This window comes from Liquorilactobacillus hordei DSM 19519 (genome assembly GCF_019443985.1).
Lineage (GTDB): Bacteria > Bacillota > Bacilli > Lactobacillales > Lactobacillaceae > Liquorilactobacillus > Liquorilactobacillus hordei.
This window is the reverse complement of record NZ_CP049303.1, coordinates 775,080-789,755: the sequence shown is the minus strand read 5'-3', so window position 1 is coordinate 789,755 and position 14,676 is coordinate 775,080. Positions and strand designations below refer to the sequence as shown.

Annotated in this window: 13 protein-coding genes; 4 read left to right on the top strand and 9 right to left on the bottom strand. The window is 35.3% G+C overall.

The window, feature by feature from the left end:
* Positions 1 to 264 precede the first annotated feature (264 nt).
* From G6O70_RS04995 to G6O70_RS04985, 3 genes are all read left to right on the top strand, one after another.
* Positions 265 to 1,500 (top strand): argininosuccinate synthase, encoded by a 1,236-nt coding sequence (locus G6O70_RS04995; RefSeq protein WP_057869749.1) that lies wholly within the window; start codon positions 265 to 267, stop codon positions 1,498 to 1,500.
* A 2-nt stretch (positions 1,501 to 1,502) separates the two neighbouring features.
* Complete coding sequence (gene argH / locus G6O70_RS04990) at positions 1,503 to 2,891, top strand: argininosuccinate lyase (protein WP_057869748.1); 1,389 nt, start codon at positions 1,503 to 1,505, stop codon at positions 2,889 to 2,891.
* Between the two features lie 214 nt (positions 2,892 to 3,105).
* Positions 3,106 to 3,969: a polysaccharide deacetylase family protein gene (locus tag G6O70_RS04985; RefSeq protein ID WP_141052791.1), complete on the top strand. Its 864-nt coding sequence runs from the start codon at positions 3,106 to 3,108 to the stop codon at positions 3,967 to 3,969.
* Here the strand turns inward: G6O70_RS04985 and ispE are convergent.
* The 8 genes from ispE to G6O70_RS04945 all read right to left on the bottom strand — a co-directional run bounded on the left by ispE (position 3,966) and on the right by G6O70_RS04945 (position 11,960).
* On the bottom strand, positions 3,966 to 4,832 hold the full coding sequence (gene ispE, locus G6O70_RS04980; protein WP_057869747.1) for a 4-(cytidine 5'-diphospho)-2-C-methyl-D-erythritol kinase: 867 nt from the start codon (positions 4,830 to 4,832) through the stop codon (positions 3,966 to 3,968). The genes G6O70_RS04985 and ispE overlap by 4 nt on opposite strands.
* 132 nt (positions 4,833 to 4,964) lie before the next feature.
* Complete coding sequence (locus G6O70_RS04975) at positions 4,965 to 5,207, bottom strand: Veg family protein (RefSeq protein ID WP_003687218.1); 243 nt, start codon at positions 5,205 to 5,207, stop codon at positions 4,965 to 4,967.
* Between the two features lie 94 nt (positions 5,208 to 5,301).
* On the bottom strand, positions 5,302 to 6,198 hold the full coding sequence (gene rsmA, locus G6O70_RS04970) for a 16S rRNA (adenine(1518)-N(6)/adenine(1519)-N(6))-dimethyltransferase RsmA (RefSeq protein WP_057869746.1): 897 nt from the start codon (positions 6,196 to 6,198) through the stop codon (positions 5,302 to 5,304).
* Between the two features lies 1 nt (position 6,199).
* Positions 6,200 to 6,751 (bottom strand): ribonuclease M5, encoded by a 552-nt coding sequence (rnmV, locus tag G6O70_RS04965; protein WP_057869745.1) that lies wholly within the window; start codon positions 6,749 to 6,751, stop codon positions 6,200 to 6,202.
* Entirely contained in the window at positions 6,748 to 7,515 is a 768-nt protein-coding gene (locus G6O70_RS04960; protein WP_057869744.1) for a TatD family hydrolase, read from the bottom strand. The genes rnmV and G6O70_RS04960 overlap by 4 nt, the downstream gene beginning before the upstream one ends.
* Positions 7,516 to 7,583: 68 nt before the next feature.
* On the bottom strand, positions 7,584 to 9,623 hold the full coding sequence (metG, locus tag G6O70_RS04955) for a methionine--tRNA ligase (RefSeq protein ID WP_057869743.1): 2,040 nt from the start codon (positions 9,621 to 9,623) through the stop codon (positions 7,584 to 7,586).
* A gap of 119 nt (positions 9,624 to 9,742) precedes the next feature.
* A complete protein-coding gene (locus G6O70_RS04950; protein ID WP_057869742.1) occupies positions 9,743 to 10,696 on the bottom strand; it encodes a hypothetical protein in 954 nt (317 codons plus the stop codon).
* Complete coding sequence (locus tag G6O70_RS04945) at positions 10,683 to 11,960, bottom strand: hydroxymethylglutaryl-CoA reductase, degradative (protein ID WP_057869741.1); 1,278 nt, start codon at positions 11,958 to 11,960, stop codon at positions 10,683 to 10,685. The genes G6O70_RS04950 and G6O70_RS04945 overlap by 14 nt, the downstream gene beginning before the upstream one ends.
* A 95-nt stretch (positions 11,961 to 12,055) precedes the next feature.
* On the opposite strand from G6O70_RS04945, the gene G6O70_RS04940 reads away from it, so the two are divergent.
* The gene (locus tag G6O70_RS04940) at positions 12,056 to 12,811 is read left to right on the top strand and encodes a hypothetical protein (protein ID WP_057869740.1); all 756 of its coding nucleotides are present in this window, start codon (positions 12,056 to 12,058) and stop codon (positions 12,809 to 12,811) included.
* 103 nt (positions 12,812 to 12,914) lie between these two features.
* Here the strand turns inward: G6O70_RS04940 and G6O70_RS04935 are convergent, their stop codons facing one another.
* Complete coding sequence (locus tag G6O70_RS04935; RefSeq protein WP_219934302.1) at positions 12,915 to 14,573, bottom strand: IS1182 family transposase; 1,659 nt, start codon at positions 14,571 to 14,573, stop codon at positions 12,915 to 12,917.
* Between the last annotated feature and the right edge of the window lie 103 nt (positions 14,574 to 14,676).

Here is a 14,676-nt window from a genome sequence, read left to right as displayed (position 1 = left end):
ATTGAATAAGTAAAATATAGCTTACTAATCAATAACTGTCAACCATTTTTACATTATTTTCAAATATTATTTTAATTTTTATTTTCGAATTTTAGTTTTCAAATTAATATGCTCAACTGATTTTATGAATATATTCGTTTTTAAAGCATATATATTCATAAAACGCTTTATTTCATGTTTTTTAGTAAATATTATTGCATTTTAAGTATATTGGTGCTAAAGTTTAATCAATCAAAGATAATCAACATTCAGGAGGCTTATAAAATGGATAAAGAAAAAGTTGTTTTAGCATACTCAGGTGGTCTTGATACTTCCGTTGCAATTGCATGGTTAAAAAACAAAGGTTATGATGTCATCGCTTGCTGTATTGATGTTGGCGAAGGAAAAGATTTGGTTAAAATTAAGCAAAAGGGATTTGAAGTTGGTGCAATTGAATCGATTACAATTGATGCAAAAGAAGAATTTGCCCAAGAATATGCATTAATTGCCCTCCAGGGTCACACTTATTATGAGAATAAGTATCCATTAATTTCTGCTCTTTCTCGTCCATTGATTGTCAAAAAATTAGTATCTGTCGCTAAGGAATATGGCGCTACTGCAATTGCTCATGGTTGTACAGGAAAAGGCAATGATCAAGTACGTTTTGAAGTCGGAATTCACGCGCTTGCACCAGAAATGAAAATCGAAGATCCAATTAGAGATTGGCATTGGTCTCGTGAAGAAGAAATTCAGTATGCTGAGGAAAATAATATTCCTGTCCCAATTAATAAAAAAAGTCCCTACTCCATTGATGAAAACTTATGGGGAAGAGCAAATGAATGTGGGATTTTAGAAGATTCTTGGGCTAGTGCACCAGAAGATGCTTACGATCGGACTGTTGCCATAGAAGATGCTCCAGACGCTGCAACCACAATTGAGATTACATTTGAAAATGGTGTTCCTACTGAATTAGATGGTAAATTCTATTCACTCTCAGAATTAATCATGCATCTTGATAAGCTTGCTGGAGCACATGGGATTGGAAGAATTGACCATATAGAAAATCGTCTTGTGGGGATTAAATCTCGTGAAGTTTATGAATGCCCAGCTGCGACGGTTTTATTAAAAGCTCACAAAGATTTAGAAGATTTGACTTCAGAACGTGATCTTGCACATTTCAAACCAGTTATTGAACAAAAGTTAAGTGAAATTATCTATAATGGATTATGGTTCTCACCAATTATGCCTGCGCTAACTTCTTTCTTGAAAGAATCACAAAAAAATGTTTCGGGAACAGTTCGGGTTAAATTATTCAAAGGAAATGTCATCTGTATGGGACGTAAATCGCCAAACTCTCTTTACGATAAAAATCTTGCAACTTACACTTCTGCTGATGAATTTGATCAAGAGGCTGCAGCTGGTTTTATTAAATTATGGGGACTACCATCTCAAGTGTTCGCACAAGTTCAACAAAAAAATGAAGAAACTAAGTCACCATCAATTCCTAGTGAGGTTAAGTAATTATGGCAAACGGTAAACTTTGGGGTGGACGATTTTCAAATCAAAGTGCTGCTTGGATAGACGAATTTGGCGCTTCAATCACCTTTGACCAAGAAATGGCACATGAGGATCTTGAAGGATCCATTGCACATGCTCAAATGCTTCAAAAAACTGGTATTATTCCGGTGGAAGATGCTGCTAAAATAATAGCTGGTCTCCATGATATTCAAACAGATTTACATGAAAATAAAATTGAATTCAAGGCATCCCTAGAAGATATCCATATGAATATTGAAACAATTTTAACAAAAAAAATTGGCCCAGTTGCTGGTAAATTACACACTGCAAGAAGTCGTAACGATCAAGTTGCTACTGATTTACACCTTTATCTGAAAAATCGATTACCTGAGGTTATTGCTGTTATCCATGACCTACAAGTAGCCTTGGTAAAAAAAGCATCTGCCAATATTGAAACAATTATGCCAGGATACACACATTTGCAACATGCTCAGCCCATTTCTTATGCACATTATTTATTGGCCTATTATGAGATGCTACAGCGTGATATTGAACGTTTTAATTTCAATATTAAGCATACTGATATTAATCCACTTGGAGCTGCTGCACTGGCAGGAACGACTTTCCCAATTGATCGTACGTATACTACTGATCTTTTGAATTTTGATACACTTTACTCAAATTCATTAGATGCCGTTTCTGATAGAGACTTTGTCTTAGAATTCTTAAGTAATGCTTCAATTCTTATGGTTCACCTGTCAAGATTTTGTGAGGAAATTATTCTTTGGTGCAGCTATGAGTTTGGATACTTAGAATTAGATGACAGTTACTCCACTGGAAGTTCAATCATGCCCCAGAAAAAAAATCCTGATATGGCTGAACTAATTCGTGGAAAAAGTGGACGTGTTTTTGGTCATCTTCAATCTCTTTTAACAACAATGAAAGGTCTTCCTCTTGCTTACAATAAGGATATGCAAGAGGATAAAGAAGGAGTTTTTGATACCGTCAAGACACTTATTCCTAGCATTAAAATCTTCACTGGAATGATTGAGACACTTAAGATTAGGCAAGATAAAATGTTGCATGCAACCGAAAGAGACTTTTCAAATGCAACAGAATTTGCAGACTATCTAGCAAGTAAAGGGATGCCCTTCCGACAAGCACACGGAATTGTTGGTGAATTAGTCTTAGAAGGAATTGAAACTAACAAAACCTTGCAAGAAATTCCATTTGAAAAGCTCAAACAAATTTCTCCATTAATTGAGCGAGACATCTATGACAAGTTAACCTCAAAACAAGCTGTTGCTCGCAGAAATTCCTTTGGAGGAACTGGATTTGAACAAGTAAAAAAACAGGTTACTCTTGCTGCAGAGAAACTCAATCTCACCTTATAAATCGCATCAATAAAGAAACCGTACAACGTCAGTAGAATTCGAAGTTAGCTAAAGAACTTTGACATACGGAACACATTCATTCGTGACAAAAAGAGAAGCTGAATCAAAAATTAACTTTTGATTCAGCTCCTCTTTTTTTATGTCCTTATTAAATATTTTAATTTGTTAAACAACTATGTATAATTAAGAAGTATTAATTGGGGGAATATTTAAAATGAAAAAAAAGATTTACTTTATATTATTACCACTTGCTATTTTGTTAATTGCTGTACTCACAGCATCCGTGATTCAAAAAAGAGATTCAAGTCGCAGAACCGTAACCGCTAATCATTTGGTTACGACAAAAAAGAAAGTAAAGCACACGAAAGTAAAACATTCAAATCCCACTGCACATTGGACAACACTTTCCAATCCAGTGGAAATTCCTATTTTAATGTATCACAGTATCTCAAATAAACTAGGAAATTCACTCTGTGTCCCACCAGAACAATTTGAGAATCAAATGAAGTGGTTAAAACAAAATCACTATTACACACTCACACCAACTGAAGCTTATCTTGTCCTCAAAACAAACAAAGTTCCATCAAAAAAAATTGTGTGGGTGACTTTAGACGATGGTTACATCGATAATTACACTGCAGCTTATCCAGTAATTAAACAATTACATACAAAAATTACAATCAATATGATCACCAGTTTCACTCAAAATCAAGGTATGCTCACATTGCACGATCTTGAAACAATGAAAAAAAGCGGCCTTGTCTCTATTGCAAGTCATACCGTTCATCACGTAGAATTAAATACCCTAAATGATGAGCAACAAAAACAAGAACTAGTTGATTCAAAAACTTGGCTTGATAGCAATCTTAAGCAAAATACAAATATGATTTGCTATCCTGTTGGACGTTATAACAATGCTACGGCCTCACTAGCTTCCCAGGCGGGTTATAAACTTGGCTTAACTACAACTCCAGGTTTGGCCTCTGCTTCCCAAGGCTTCTACGCTCTTCACAGGCTACGTATCACGCCTAATATGTCAGATTATACCTTCTCACAGCTAATAAAAACTACTTACTAAGCTAAGTTACAATTACAAGGACGAACTAAATAAACTTCATCGCAGAATCCTCTGAGACTATTATAAACATGTTGTGCTCTTGATTTTTTTGAGCATAAACCAAAAACAGTTGGCCCACTTCCCGTCATCTGCGCTGCTTCTGCGCCAAAAGCAAGCATCTTGGCCTTTATTTTTGCAACTTCAGGGAGTTCTGCCATAGTTAGATCTTCTAAGGTATTCCCCATGGCTTTAAATAGCCTTGGGGAATCTTTTTTTCTAATTGCCTCAACAACTTCATCAACATTTTGATGAGAAAGTTCTGAATATGATATTTTTTTCAAAATTGTGGGCGTTGAAACACTTGCACGCGGTTTAGCAATAACAATCCACATTGGCATCAACTCTCCAAGTGGCGTTATTATCTCTCCTTTTCCGGTTACTAATGACGTTTCACTGAATACACAGAAAGGAACATCTGAGTCAATTGTTAAACCTATCTTTGCCATCTTTGTTCTTGTTAAATTTAGTTTCCACAGCTTATTTAAGCCTCGTAAAACGGCTGCAGCATCTGCAGAACCTCCACCCATCCCAGCCGCAACTGGGATATTTTTCTTTATCTTAATTCGTACGCCCTGATGTCCCGCAAACAATTGCTGCATCTTCTTAGCAGCTTGATATGCTAAGTTTCGTTGATCTTGTGGTAAGAAACCTGCATCAGTCTCTACCTGTATGCCTGTTATATCATTAGCGGATTCAATCTTGACATAATCTGCTAAATCCACTGCAGTCATAACCATCCGCCATTCTGGACTCCCATCAAGATTACGAAATGGAGTATCTAAAGATAAGTTAATTTTGGCTGGTGCCTTTTCAATTATCTCCATCTTGTCACCTACCCAAATGTTTTAATTCCATTATACTTAAAAATATTACATCTTGAAAAGACTTTTTGTATAAAAAAAAGCCTTGCAAATAATCCACAGGCTTGATTCTTAAATCCAAACTTAAGTTATATATTAAACTCCTTCACTAAAATCAAGTTCAATATTTTTTGTGAGGACGTCCGTATAACTGTAAGAAACTCTTTCAAAAGCATTTTCTTCTTGATTTAGATCAACTACGAAGACTGCTGGATAAGTCTCACGTAATATTCCATGTCGCCTTACCGTTTTTTTCCTACCAGTTTGTGCAACAACAGTTAAATTCTCTCCGATACAACTATCAAGCTTACTTTTGATTGTAGCTAGCGTCAATGGCATTGTCTTCACCTCTCCTGTGAAATAAATTATATCATAGTTTCACAAAAAAAGCAATTATACCACAACACATATAATGATTTCAATTAAAAAATCATTATTTTTCAATGATTTTAGCTTCAGATAATTTGTTCGCAAGCAAAATAAATTCATCTATACTGAGCCGCTCCGCTCTAATTTGTGGTGAAATTTGCAAAGCAGCTAAAACTTGCTGCATTTTATCCTTTATCTCAGGCTCTTTCCCATAAATTCCTTGAAGGTTATTCCAAAGACTTTTACGTCGATGTGCAAAGCATCCCTTAACAAGATCAAACAGCTGTTCTTCGGAGTAAGGTTTTAGGTGCCGCTCTTTTAGGGGGGTTAAAACAATAATTGCCGAATCAACATTAGGTTGTGGTACAAAAACCGTCCTTGGAACTATAAAAGCAGTCTTGCATTCCATTTGATACTGAATTCTTGTTGTTAGTGCTCCATAGTCTTTAGTTCCAGGTTGTGCGCTTAAACGATCTGCTACTTCTTTTTGCATCATTACTACAATAGCTGAGAAATCAATTTTTGTATCTAATAAATGTAGAATAATCGGACTGGTAATATAATATGGCAAATTAGCAACAACTTTAATTGGATGTTTTCCATCAAAGTTATCCTTAATTAATTCCTTTAAATCTGCTTTTAAAATATCTTGTAAAATGACTGTTACATTATCATATGGATTTAGTGTCTCAGCTAGCACTGGTATCAATCGTTCATCAACTTCAAGTGCTAAGACTCTATGTGCTGACTTAGCTAGTTGTTCTGTTAATGCTCCTATTCCAGGGCCGACTTCAATCACATCATCATTTTCTGAGACATTCCCTGCAGTAACAATTTTATGCAAGATATTAATATCTGTCAGGAAATTTTGACCTAGACTTTTCTTAAAGTTAAGCCCATAGGTTTCCATAATTGCACGCGTGCGGACTGGTGAGGCAATCTCAGGATTTTCATTCTTCATTTTAGTCCTCCTTTATCTTGTCCAGAGCATGCTTAAGCTGTTCTGGTGTAATTTGAAACAAATTAAGCCGATTATATAGCTGCTTGCCATTTGTATATCCAATTTTTAAAGTCTCTCCCAATAAAGCCCTTTTCTTTTTGGCAGTTGGTCCAGCCATTAATCCAAGGTCCCACAAATCCTCTCTTGTGATTAATGGTTCAGAATCAGGAACTTCTGTATACAAATTAGTTAAGGCTTCTTTAATCACTTCAATAGATGCATGCTCAACTCCCAAGCTTCCCTTGGCACTAGGCACTGCATCTTTTTTGTTTAGAAAAGCATGTTTAACACCTGGAACTTCACGTGTAATAATATTTCTAATCTTCTCACCCGAAAAATCCGGATCAGTAAAAACAATTACACCTCTTGTTTCTTGCAGTTTTGCAATCTGTTCAATTGTTTCATCACTAATTGCAGATCCCCGTGTTTCAAGTGTATCTGCGTTGACAGCCAACTTAATTCGTTTTGTATCATCCTTACCTTCGACAACTATAACTTCTTGTATTTTCTTCATTTTATACCCAAAATCTCCATTGTATTTTGATAAGTTTGCTCTGCTAACAAACTTGGCTCAATTCCTCTTAGTTGAGCCAAATATTCGACAGTATATCTTGTATATCCCGGTTCATTTTGCATTCCTCTAAAAGGAACCGGTGCTAAGTACGGAGCATCCGTTTCCACCAAAATTCGATCCATTGGTGTAACCATAAAAGCCTCACGAACATCTGTAGCATTTTTAAATGTGCTAACGCCACTATAGGAGAGGTTCATTCCTAGTCCTAAAAATCTCTCAGCCCAAGTTGCATCACCATTAAAGCTGTGCATAATCCCCCCAATTGAGGTGACATCTTCCTCCTTTAAAATGTGGTAAACATCATCAAAGGCATCCCGATTATGGATCGTAACTGGAACACTTAACTCATGAGCTAAGCGTATCTGTGCACGAAAAACGTCTTGCTGCAACTTATGATCAACAGTGCAATGATAATCAAGTCCAATCTCACCTAGTAAGTTAATTTTATCCATACTTAGGCTTTCTTTAATTTGCTCAATATACATCTTATCGAATTTTTCTGCGTCTTCCGGATGGCATCCAACAGCCCCATAAATTTGCGAGAAAGTGCTAACTAATTTTTTTAGTTTTTCTGTACTGTTTTTATCATAACCTACAACTACCATTGCAGTAACATCTAACGCCGCAGCTCTTTCAATAACATCTGGAATATCATTATCAAACTGTGGGGAATTTATATGTGTATGTGAATCAAAGATCTCCATATTTTCTCCTTTATCAACAAAAAGAAGTCATTCTCACAAAAATTGCGAAAAAGACTTCACTGTCATTTCTAGCCAATTAATGAACCATTAGGAATTGCTTCAGAAACCGTTAAAAGTTCAACTTTATCGCCGTATTCGGCAGATAATAACATTCCTTGACTCAACTCTCCACGCATCTTGCGTGGTTGAAGGTTAGCAACAATTATAACTTTCTTACCCACTAATTCCTCTGGGTTTGGATACCATTTAGCGATTCCCGAAAGAATTTGTCTAGGTGCTTTATCACCCGCATCTAGACTGAATTTAAGCAATTTGTCTGCACCTTCAACATGCGAGACCGCCAAAATTTCTGCTGACTTGAGCTCAACCTTGTCAAATTTATCAAATCGGATTTCCTTTTTTGTTAAATTTAGTTCAGCCTCTTCTACAGAATTAGCACTCTCTTCATTCTTTTGTTTCGCAGCTTCTGCCATTGCTTTTCTCCCTTTGGCCTTTTCATTCTTGGTCATTTTAGATTGAATATAAGAAACCTCTTCTTCAACCTCTAAACGTGGAAAAATTGGTGTTGCCTTCTTAACAACTTGGGCACCGCGTGGTAAATCATTATAAGAAATATCTTTGATTCCCATATTACTATGTGCTAATCCAAGTTGAGTAAAAATTTCTTTTGGAGCGTGTGTTAGCACTGGTTGTAATAAAATAGCGATGACTCTCAAGCTAGCAGCCAAATGAGCTAAGACACTATCTAATTCATTCTTACGTGCCTGATCTTTTGCTAGGCTCCATGGCTCTGTCTCATCGATATACTTATTAGTACGACTAACCAGTACCCATGCTTCCGCAAGCGCATTTGAAAAATGAACTTCATCCATTTCTTTTTGATAATTTGTAATAGCTTGTGCTGCAACTTTTTCCAAGTCCTCATCGAAAGAAGTAACATTAGATTTCAAATCAGGTATCTTTCCATCCACATATTTGTTAATCATCGCAACTGTTCTATTCAATAAGTTTCCTAGATCATTTGCCAAATCAAAATTGATTTTATTCACAAAGTCTTCTGGGGTAAACACTCCATCATTACCAAACGGTACAGCACGCATCAAATAATAGCGTAGTGCATCTAGGCCATATCGTTCAACTAACATTTCTGGATAAACAACATTTCCCTTAGACTTAGACATCTTACCATCTTTCATTAATAACCAGCCGTGACCAATTACATGTTTTGGTAACGGTAAGTCAAGCGCCATCAAAATAATAGGCCAATAGATTGTATGGAAACGCACTATTTCTTTACCTACCATATGTATATCCGCTGGCCAAAATTTATTAAATAACTCTTGATTATCAGTTCCATAACCAAGTGCAGTAATATAGTTACACAATGCATCAATCCAAACATAAACAACATGTTCTGGATCACTAGGCACTTTTACTCCCCAGTTAAATGTTGTTCGCGTAATTGCCAAATCTTCCAGCCCTGGTTTGATAAAGTTATTCAACATTTCATTTTTACGAGAAACTGGAATAATAAAATCAGGATGTTCATCATAATAATTTACTAAACGCTCAGCATATTTGCTCATCTTGAAAAAATAACATGCTTCTTTGACAAGTTCAACTTCATGCCCAGATGGTGCCTTACCACCAATCACATTTCCTGCTTCATCATGATAAACTTCTGCTAATTGAGATTCAGTAAAATATTCCTCATCAGAAACTGAATACCACCCAACGTACTCGCCTAAGTAAATATCACCTTTTTTCAATAATTTCATAAAAATCTTTTGAATTGCTAATTCATGATAATCATCGGTTGTTCGAATGAATTTATCATTTGAAATTTCAAGTAACTTCCAAAGTTTTTTGATTTGTGCAGCCATCTCATCAACGTATGCTTTAGGTGTAACTTTAAGTTCTTCAGCTTTTTGCTCTATTTTAAGTCCATGTTCATCAGTTCCTGTTAAGAAGAACACATCGTAATCTTGTAATCTCTTGTATCTTGCCATCACATCACATGCAATTGTTGTATAAGAATTACCAATATGTAACTTACCTGATGGATAGTAAATTGGTGTTGTAATATAAAAACTTTCCCTTGTGTCCATTAATTCAAGTCCTTTCGTACAATCCTACGGTATTTATGCCTCATTTTTCCAATTTAAATTAATTGTTAATTATTGCAAGTATATCATATTTTATGATATCGATTTGAAAAAATTAAAAATTAACGTTTGAGATATGGAATTTCAAATTTATCAAAGAAGTTTGCTACTCTCATTCCATATAAATCTTTAAAAAACTCATCTGAATTTGTTGCTGGAGGAGTAATTACAAACGAATTTTGCCCATTATATATTCCTAAGCCAATATATGCAGCCTTATCTTGGTAAACATCATACATCTGCGAATTCTTAAGATTGAAAACTTGACGGACTTCTAATTTTAACTGTCGTTCGCTGATTACGGGTGTCAAAGTAACAAATTCACGTAAATTCATCCCCATCAACCCAAGTTCATCTAGACATTCATCAAATTGCGTAAATACCCGCACTACTGCACGATGAATGCCCTGCACTCCTACTAAATCTTTTTTAGTTGCTGCTTCAAATAATTTCTTTGCAGCATGATATGCACGTGGATAATCTTGCTCAAAGATAGTCACAATCTTTTGATTATCCTTTCCAAAAAAGACGAGTGCATCAAATAACTGTACTATTCTTAAAACCATCACATCATCTATTCCAGTCGTTGATTCAGGTTTCAGTGTCTCCCTAATCCCCTTTAAATACAATTCCTGAATTTTTTCAGAGAAAAGTCCCATCTCTTGCTGCATATTATATATGTCAAAATGTAAAATTGAATTGTACAATTCAAATCCTGTTGCTAGAAAATTGTTATCCAAGTTCTGATTTTTAGTAGTCAAATTAAAAATAATCTCTGGTATATTGTTAATTCTAACAAGTAGATGCAACAATTCGTGTGTAAGCGTGTAATCTGGACAAGTGACATCATCTACTTCTATTATTAATTTTCCGCCACTCAAATATTGTTGTGCTTGATCATGTCTGATAAAGCCAGCTTTTTCATCCTTATAGATAATCTTGATTTCATTTGGAAATCCAATTCTCGCCTTTTTTAACAATTCTTTTGTCTGCTCATTCAAATTAACTTCCTGCATTTTTATCCCTCTTTCGAATTTCTTTTAATATTTTTTTCGCACTTTCAAGATCGCGTTTACCCGCCTGCAACATTTTGTCAACTACTGTCTGTTCTTCTATTGCATCAGCTCCGGCTGCAATCACAAGTGATTTGAGCTGTAATCTCATATGTCCTTTTTGAATTCCTTCTGAAACTAAAGCTAATAAAGCGGCTAAGTTCTGTGCTAATCCTACTGAAACAATAACGCATTCAAGTTCTTGAGCACTTGTAATCTTCAATAAGTCTTGATTTACCTTAACCAAGGGTATAATACCAATTGAACCGCCTACAAAGCCCACAGGCAAGGGTAATTCTAATTCCCCAATCAAACAATTGTTATTCAATTTCCAAGTACTTAATCCTCTGTATTGCCCATTTCTAGCCGCGTATGCATGTGCTCCACTCTCAATTGCTCGCCAATCATTTCCACTTGCCATTACAACCGCATCTACTCCATTCATGATCCCTTTATTGTGAGTTACCGCCCTATAAGGATCTAATTGTGCTACGCGACTGGCTTGAGAAATTTTTTTAGCAATATTTTCTCCTGAAATTCCCTTTTTAGCTAATAGTTCAACCGGGATCTCACAAGTTGCCCGTGCGACACACTCAGTTGCATAATTCGATAAGATTGACATTAGCACTTGCTGATTTAACAGCTCCTCTAATTTCTTCGCAACGGCTTCTAACATTGTGTTAATCATGTTAGCTCCCATTGCCTCTTGGACATCAATTGCAATATCAATTGTCACTAAATCTGCTGCAAGTATTCGTGTTTTCAACCATCGTGTCCCACCACCTCGCCGCTTAAGAGATGGATGTGCTTGGTCGGCTACTAACAAGAGTTCCTTACCTATCTTCTGGATTTTCTTAGTTAAGTTTTCTGTATCTTCAACATTTTCTACAATAATTTGTCCAATCATTAATCGCTCACTGGTACTTGCAAAAAAGCCACCTGCTTTTGCAATAATTGATGCTCCATGACTACTCGCTGCTACCACCGAGGGTTCTTCTGTGACCATTGGCACTATGTAGTCCTTGTTGTTTATTAAATAATGAAATGCAATTCCCTCAGGATAACTATAATCCGTTATGTAATTTTCTATCATTGTATTGCCTAGAGTCTTATTTTGAGCAGCAGTTTCCAAGATCTGTATCTGTTTTTCTGTTAGTTTTTCATTTTTCTTGATAAGATTTATTCGTTCTTCCCACGGCTTTTGATAAAATTTTCCATAATTTTGCATTCCCAATCTCCCTTTATCCTAATATTTTGCACAAAAACTACTCTTTCATTATATAATAATATCTATCAACACCACAAAGGAGTAACTTTTTTATTATGCACAAAAAAATGTCTATTTCTGCAATTATAATTAGCTTTTTTATCTGTCTACTCTTCTTACTTTTTTGGGGATTTCATTTCCATATCACCCAACCTAACACTCAAGAAAAATTAAAGATTGCCCTTGTTACCAATTCTGGTGAAAACAAAAAAATATCAATCTTTAACAAAAAAATGGGGACTGCAATTGGAAAAAAGCTTAATAAAAGAGTGACATTTCACACAATATCTACCACAACAACAGTACAAGACATGCAAAAATATTCTATAATTATTGGCCTACATAAAAAAATGTTGAATAATCAAGAACTCAAGAACTCACTTGCATACCTTTATATTCCTAATGAACTGGTATCGCTTAAAGATAAAGGGCTATCAAATCTTTCGGTAACAACAGCAAAGATAGCGATTGTTAGCAATCTTGATTATCCTGAAAGTCTGACTCTTTCTGATATTAAACTTCGCCTCGTACATGAGCCCTCAGCTGCTAATGCAGTTGCTTCTGTTATATCTAAGAAGACCAGGGCTGCAGTTATAAGCACACTAGATTATAGCAATTTGGCATCCCAAAATATTGATTACTTAGAAAACCTAAAAACAAATCAAACTAATCCACCCATTTCAGCTCAGTCTTATTACATCTATTTTAATAAAAATACAAACATTAAAAAAACTTTGATTTCACTCCAGAACTCACAAATTCTTGCAAAGCTATCCTTTAACATTCTAGGACAAGATTATACAAAACAATAACGAAGACAAGGTGTTTAGCACAGAATTTTAGTTTACAGAATATTTTTATCTGAAATAAGAAAAACAAAGGTTAACTTGTGGTACAGCCTCTATTCAGCGAGAGCTACTTTAATATAAAGGGGCTGTGCCATAAGTCCTTCAAAATAGAAGAGATTAGTGAAAATCGTTCTTTGATTTTCACTAATCTCTTCTTTTGGTTTATAAAACAGTTATAATTGGTGCCTTTCGCCACCAATTTTCTAATATTCATTGCCATCAAGGCAATTCCAGCTTCCCTTTTTACCTTCTCAAGACCTCTAACCGAAAATTTTTTAAAACCCAAACAAGCCTTCAATCCACCAAAAACTGATTCAACATCTATTTTACGTTGTCCGTAAATTGAACCAGTTTGGTGATTTGAAAGCAACTTGCGTTCCTTAGCTTTGAAATACTCCCATGCGCTATTAATACTTATTTTACGAGGATTTCCGTTTTTAGTGAATGCTCGGTGATCAATTTTAAAATCGTTATCGTATTTGTTTGCCTGATACTCTTTAAATTCACGTACAAATCCGTACTTATCTTTGCGCTTACGGTAAGCATAAAAACTAAATCTAACTCCCTGCAGATCAATAAAATAATCGTCTTTAGGATGATACGCCCAATTCATGACCTTACGGTCATCACTTTTCCATTTGCGACTATTTTCTTTTAACATTGTCCCATATGGAATTAACGCTGTATGTTCAGGTAATTCATCTTCGAGATATCGATAATTTGATTCTGAACCGTATCCTGCATCAGCCACAATATACTTACCTAAAGTTCCAGCTGCTTTTTGTTGCTGTAAAAAAGGAATTAATGTTTTGGTATCTCCTGGATTTTGAAAAATGCCGAAGGCAGTTACAAATTGTTTACTTGTGGCGATTTGTAGATTATAAGCCGGTTTTAGCTGTCCGTTGAGCATTGGATCTTCCTTAACACGCATGAAAGTTGCATCATGATCTGTTTTTGAATAACTATTTCTTTTACCATAAATTCTGGTTTGTATTTTATGAGCTAATAATTTAGTTTGCCGTAACTTAAGTTTTCGTTTTAAAGATTTTAGTTTTCGACGCCTTGACTTGTCTGGGTTTGGAGAGATATGTTCTTTTTCAATCTTTTTATTCAAATCTTTCAAGTCATTTTCTAACCGCAAGGTAATTTCATCAAGCATTTCTAAAGTAAGATCTGTCTCTGCTGGGAGCTGACACTTAAACTTAGCGTCATTTAATTCTTCCAGAAGGGTTATAATCGCAGAGCGATTAAGCTTGTCAAAACGAATCGTATTCTTACGCCAAACAAAACTATATTTATTGGCATCAGCTAAAATTTTAGTCCCGTCAATAAAAGTAACTTCATCAATAAAATTGTTTTGTTTCAGATATTTGGTTAGTTTTAGAATACATTGATTAATCAAGCTCTCAACTTCATCTGAAATTCTAAAACGACAAATTGTTCGGTAGGCTGGAACCTGTTCTTGTGTCAGCCAACGGGCTGCCAAATTCTCCTCTGCCAAGGTATTAATACGGCGACTACTAAAGATACCTTTTGTGTACGCAAACAAAATTAATTTTAAAAGTACACGCAGATCATACTTACGCGGTCGTCCAAAGATGTAAGGATCATTAATTTTAAGGTCTTCAACTATTTGATTAATCATCCGTGCAGGATGATTTTCTTTTGGCTCCCAGTCAGTTTTAATACTAAGTACAGTCTGATTTATGTTATAATTATTGTACATTTTGATTATCCTTTCTATAGGGGTATTGTTTTTGAAAGTACTGGCTCCAACCAGTGCTTTTTTATTTTTAATTATACCAAAAGAGCTTCACCAGAAAAATCGG

Coding starts and splice junctions, on each gene's coding strand:
- G6O70_RS04940 (WP_057869740.1), top strand. CDS start 12,056: ATGCACAAAAAAATGTCTATTTCTGCAATTATAATTAGCTTTTTTATC.
- rsmA (WP_057869746.1), bottom strand. CDS start 6,198: ATGAAGAATGAAAATCCTGAGATTGCCTCACCAGTCCGCACGCGTGCA.
- ispE (WP_057869747.1), bottom strand. CDS start 4,832: ATGGAGATAATTGAAAAGGCACCAGCCAAAATTAACTTATCTTTAGAT.
- G6O70_RS04950 (WP_057869742.1), bottom strand. CDS start 10,696: ATGCAGGAAGTTAATTTGAATGAGCAGACAAAAGAATTGTTAAAAAAG.
- G6O70_RS04945 (WP_057869741.1), bottom strand. CDS start 11,960: ATGCAAAATTATGGAAAATTTTATCAAAAGCCGTGGGAAGAACGAATA.
- G6O70_RS04975 (WP_003687218.1), bottom strand. CDS start 5,207: ATGCCATTGACGCTAGCTACAATCAAAAGTAAGCTTGATAGTTGTATC.
- G6O70_RS04985 (WP_141052791.1), top strand. CDS start 3,106: ATGAAAAAAAAGATTTACTTTATATTATTACCACTTGCTATTTTGTTA.
- rnmV (WP_057869745.1), bottom strand. CDS start 6,751: ATGAAGAAAATACAAGAAGTTATAGTTGTCGAAGGTAAGGATGATACA.
- G6O70_RS04995 (WP_057869749.1), top strand. CDS start 265: ATGGATAAAGAAAAAGTTGTTTTAGCATACTCAGGTGGTCTTGATACT.
- metG (WP_057869743.1), bottom strand. CDS start 9,623: ATGGACACAAGGGAAAGTTTTTATATTACAACACCAATTTACTATCCA.
- G6O70_RS04960 (WP_057869744.1), bottom strand. CDS start 7,515: ATGGAGATCTTTGATTCACATACACATATAAATTCCCCACAGTTTGAT.
- G6O70_RS04935 (WP_219934302.1), bottom strand. CDS start 14,573: ATGTACAATAATTATAACATAAATCAGACTGTACTTAGTATTAAAACT.
- argH (WP_057869748.1), top strand. CDS start 1,503: ATGGCAAACGGTAAACTTTGGGGTGGACGATTTTCAAATCAAAGTGCT.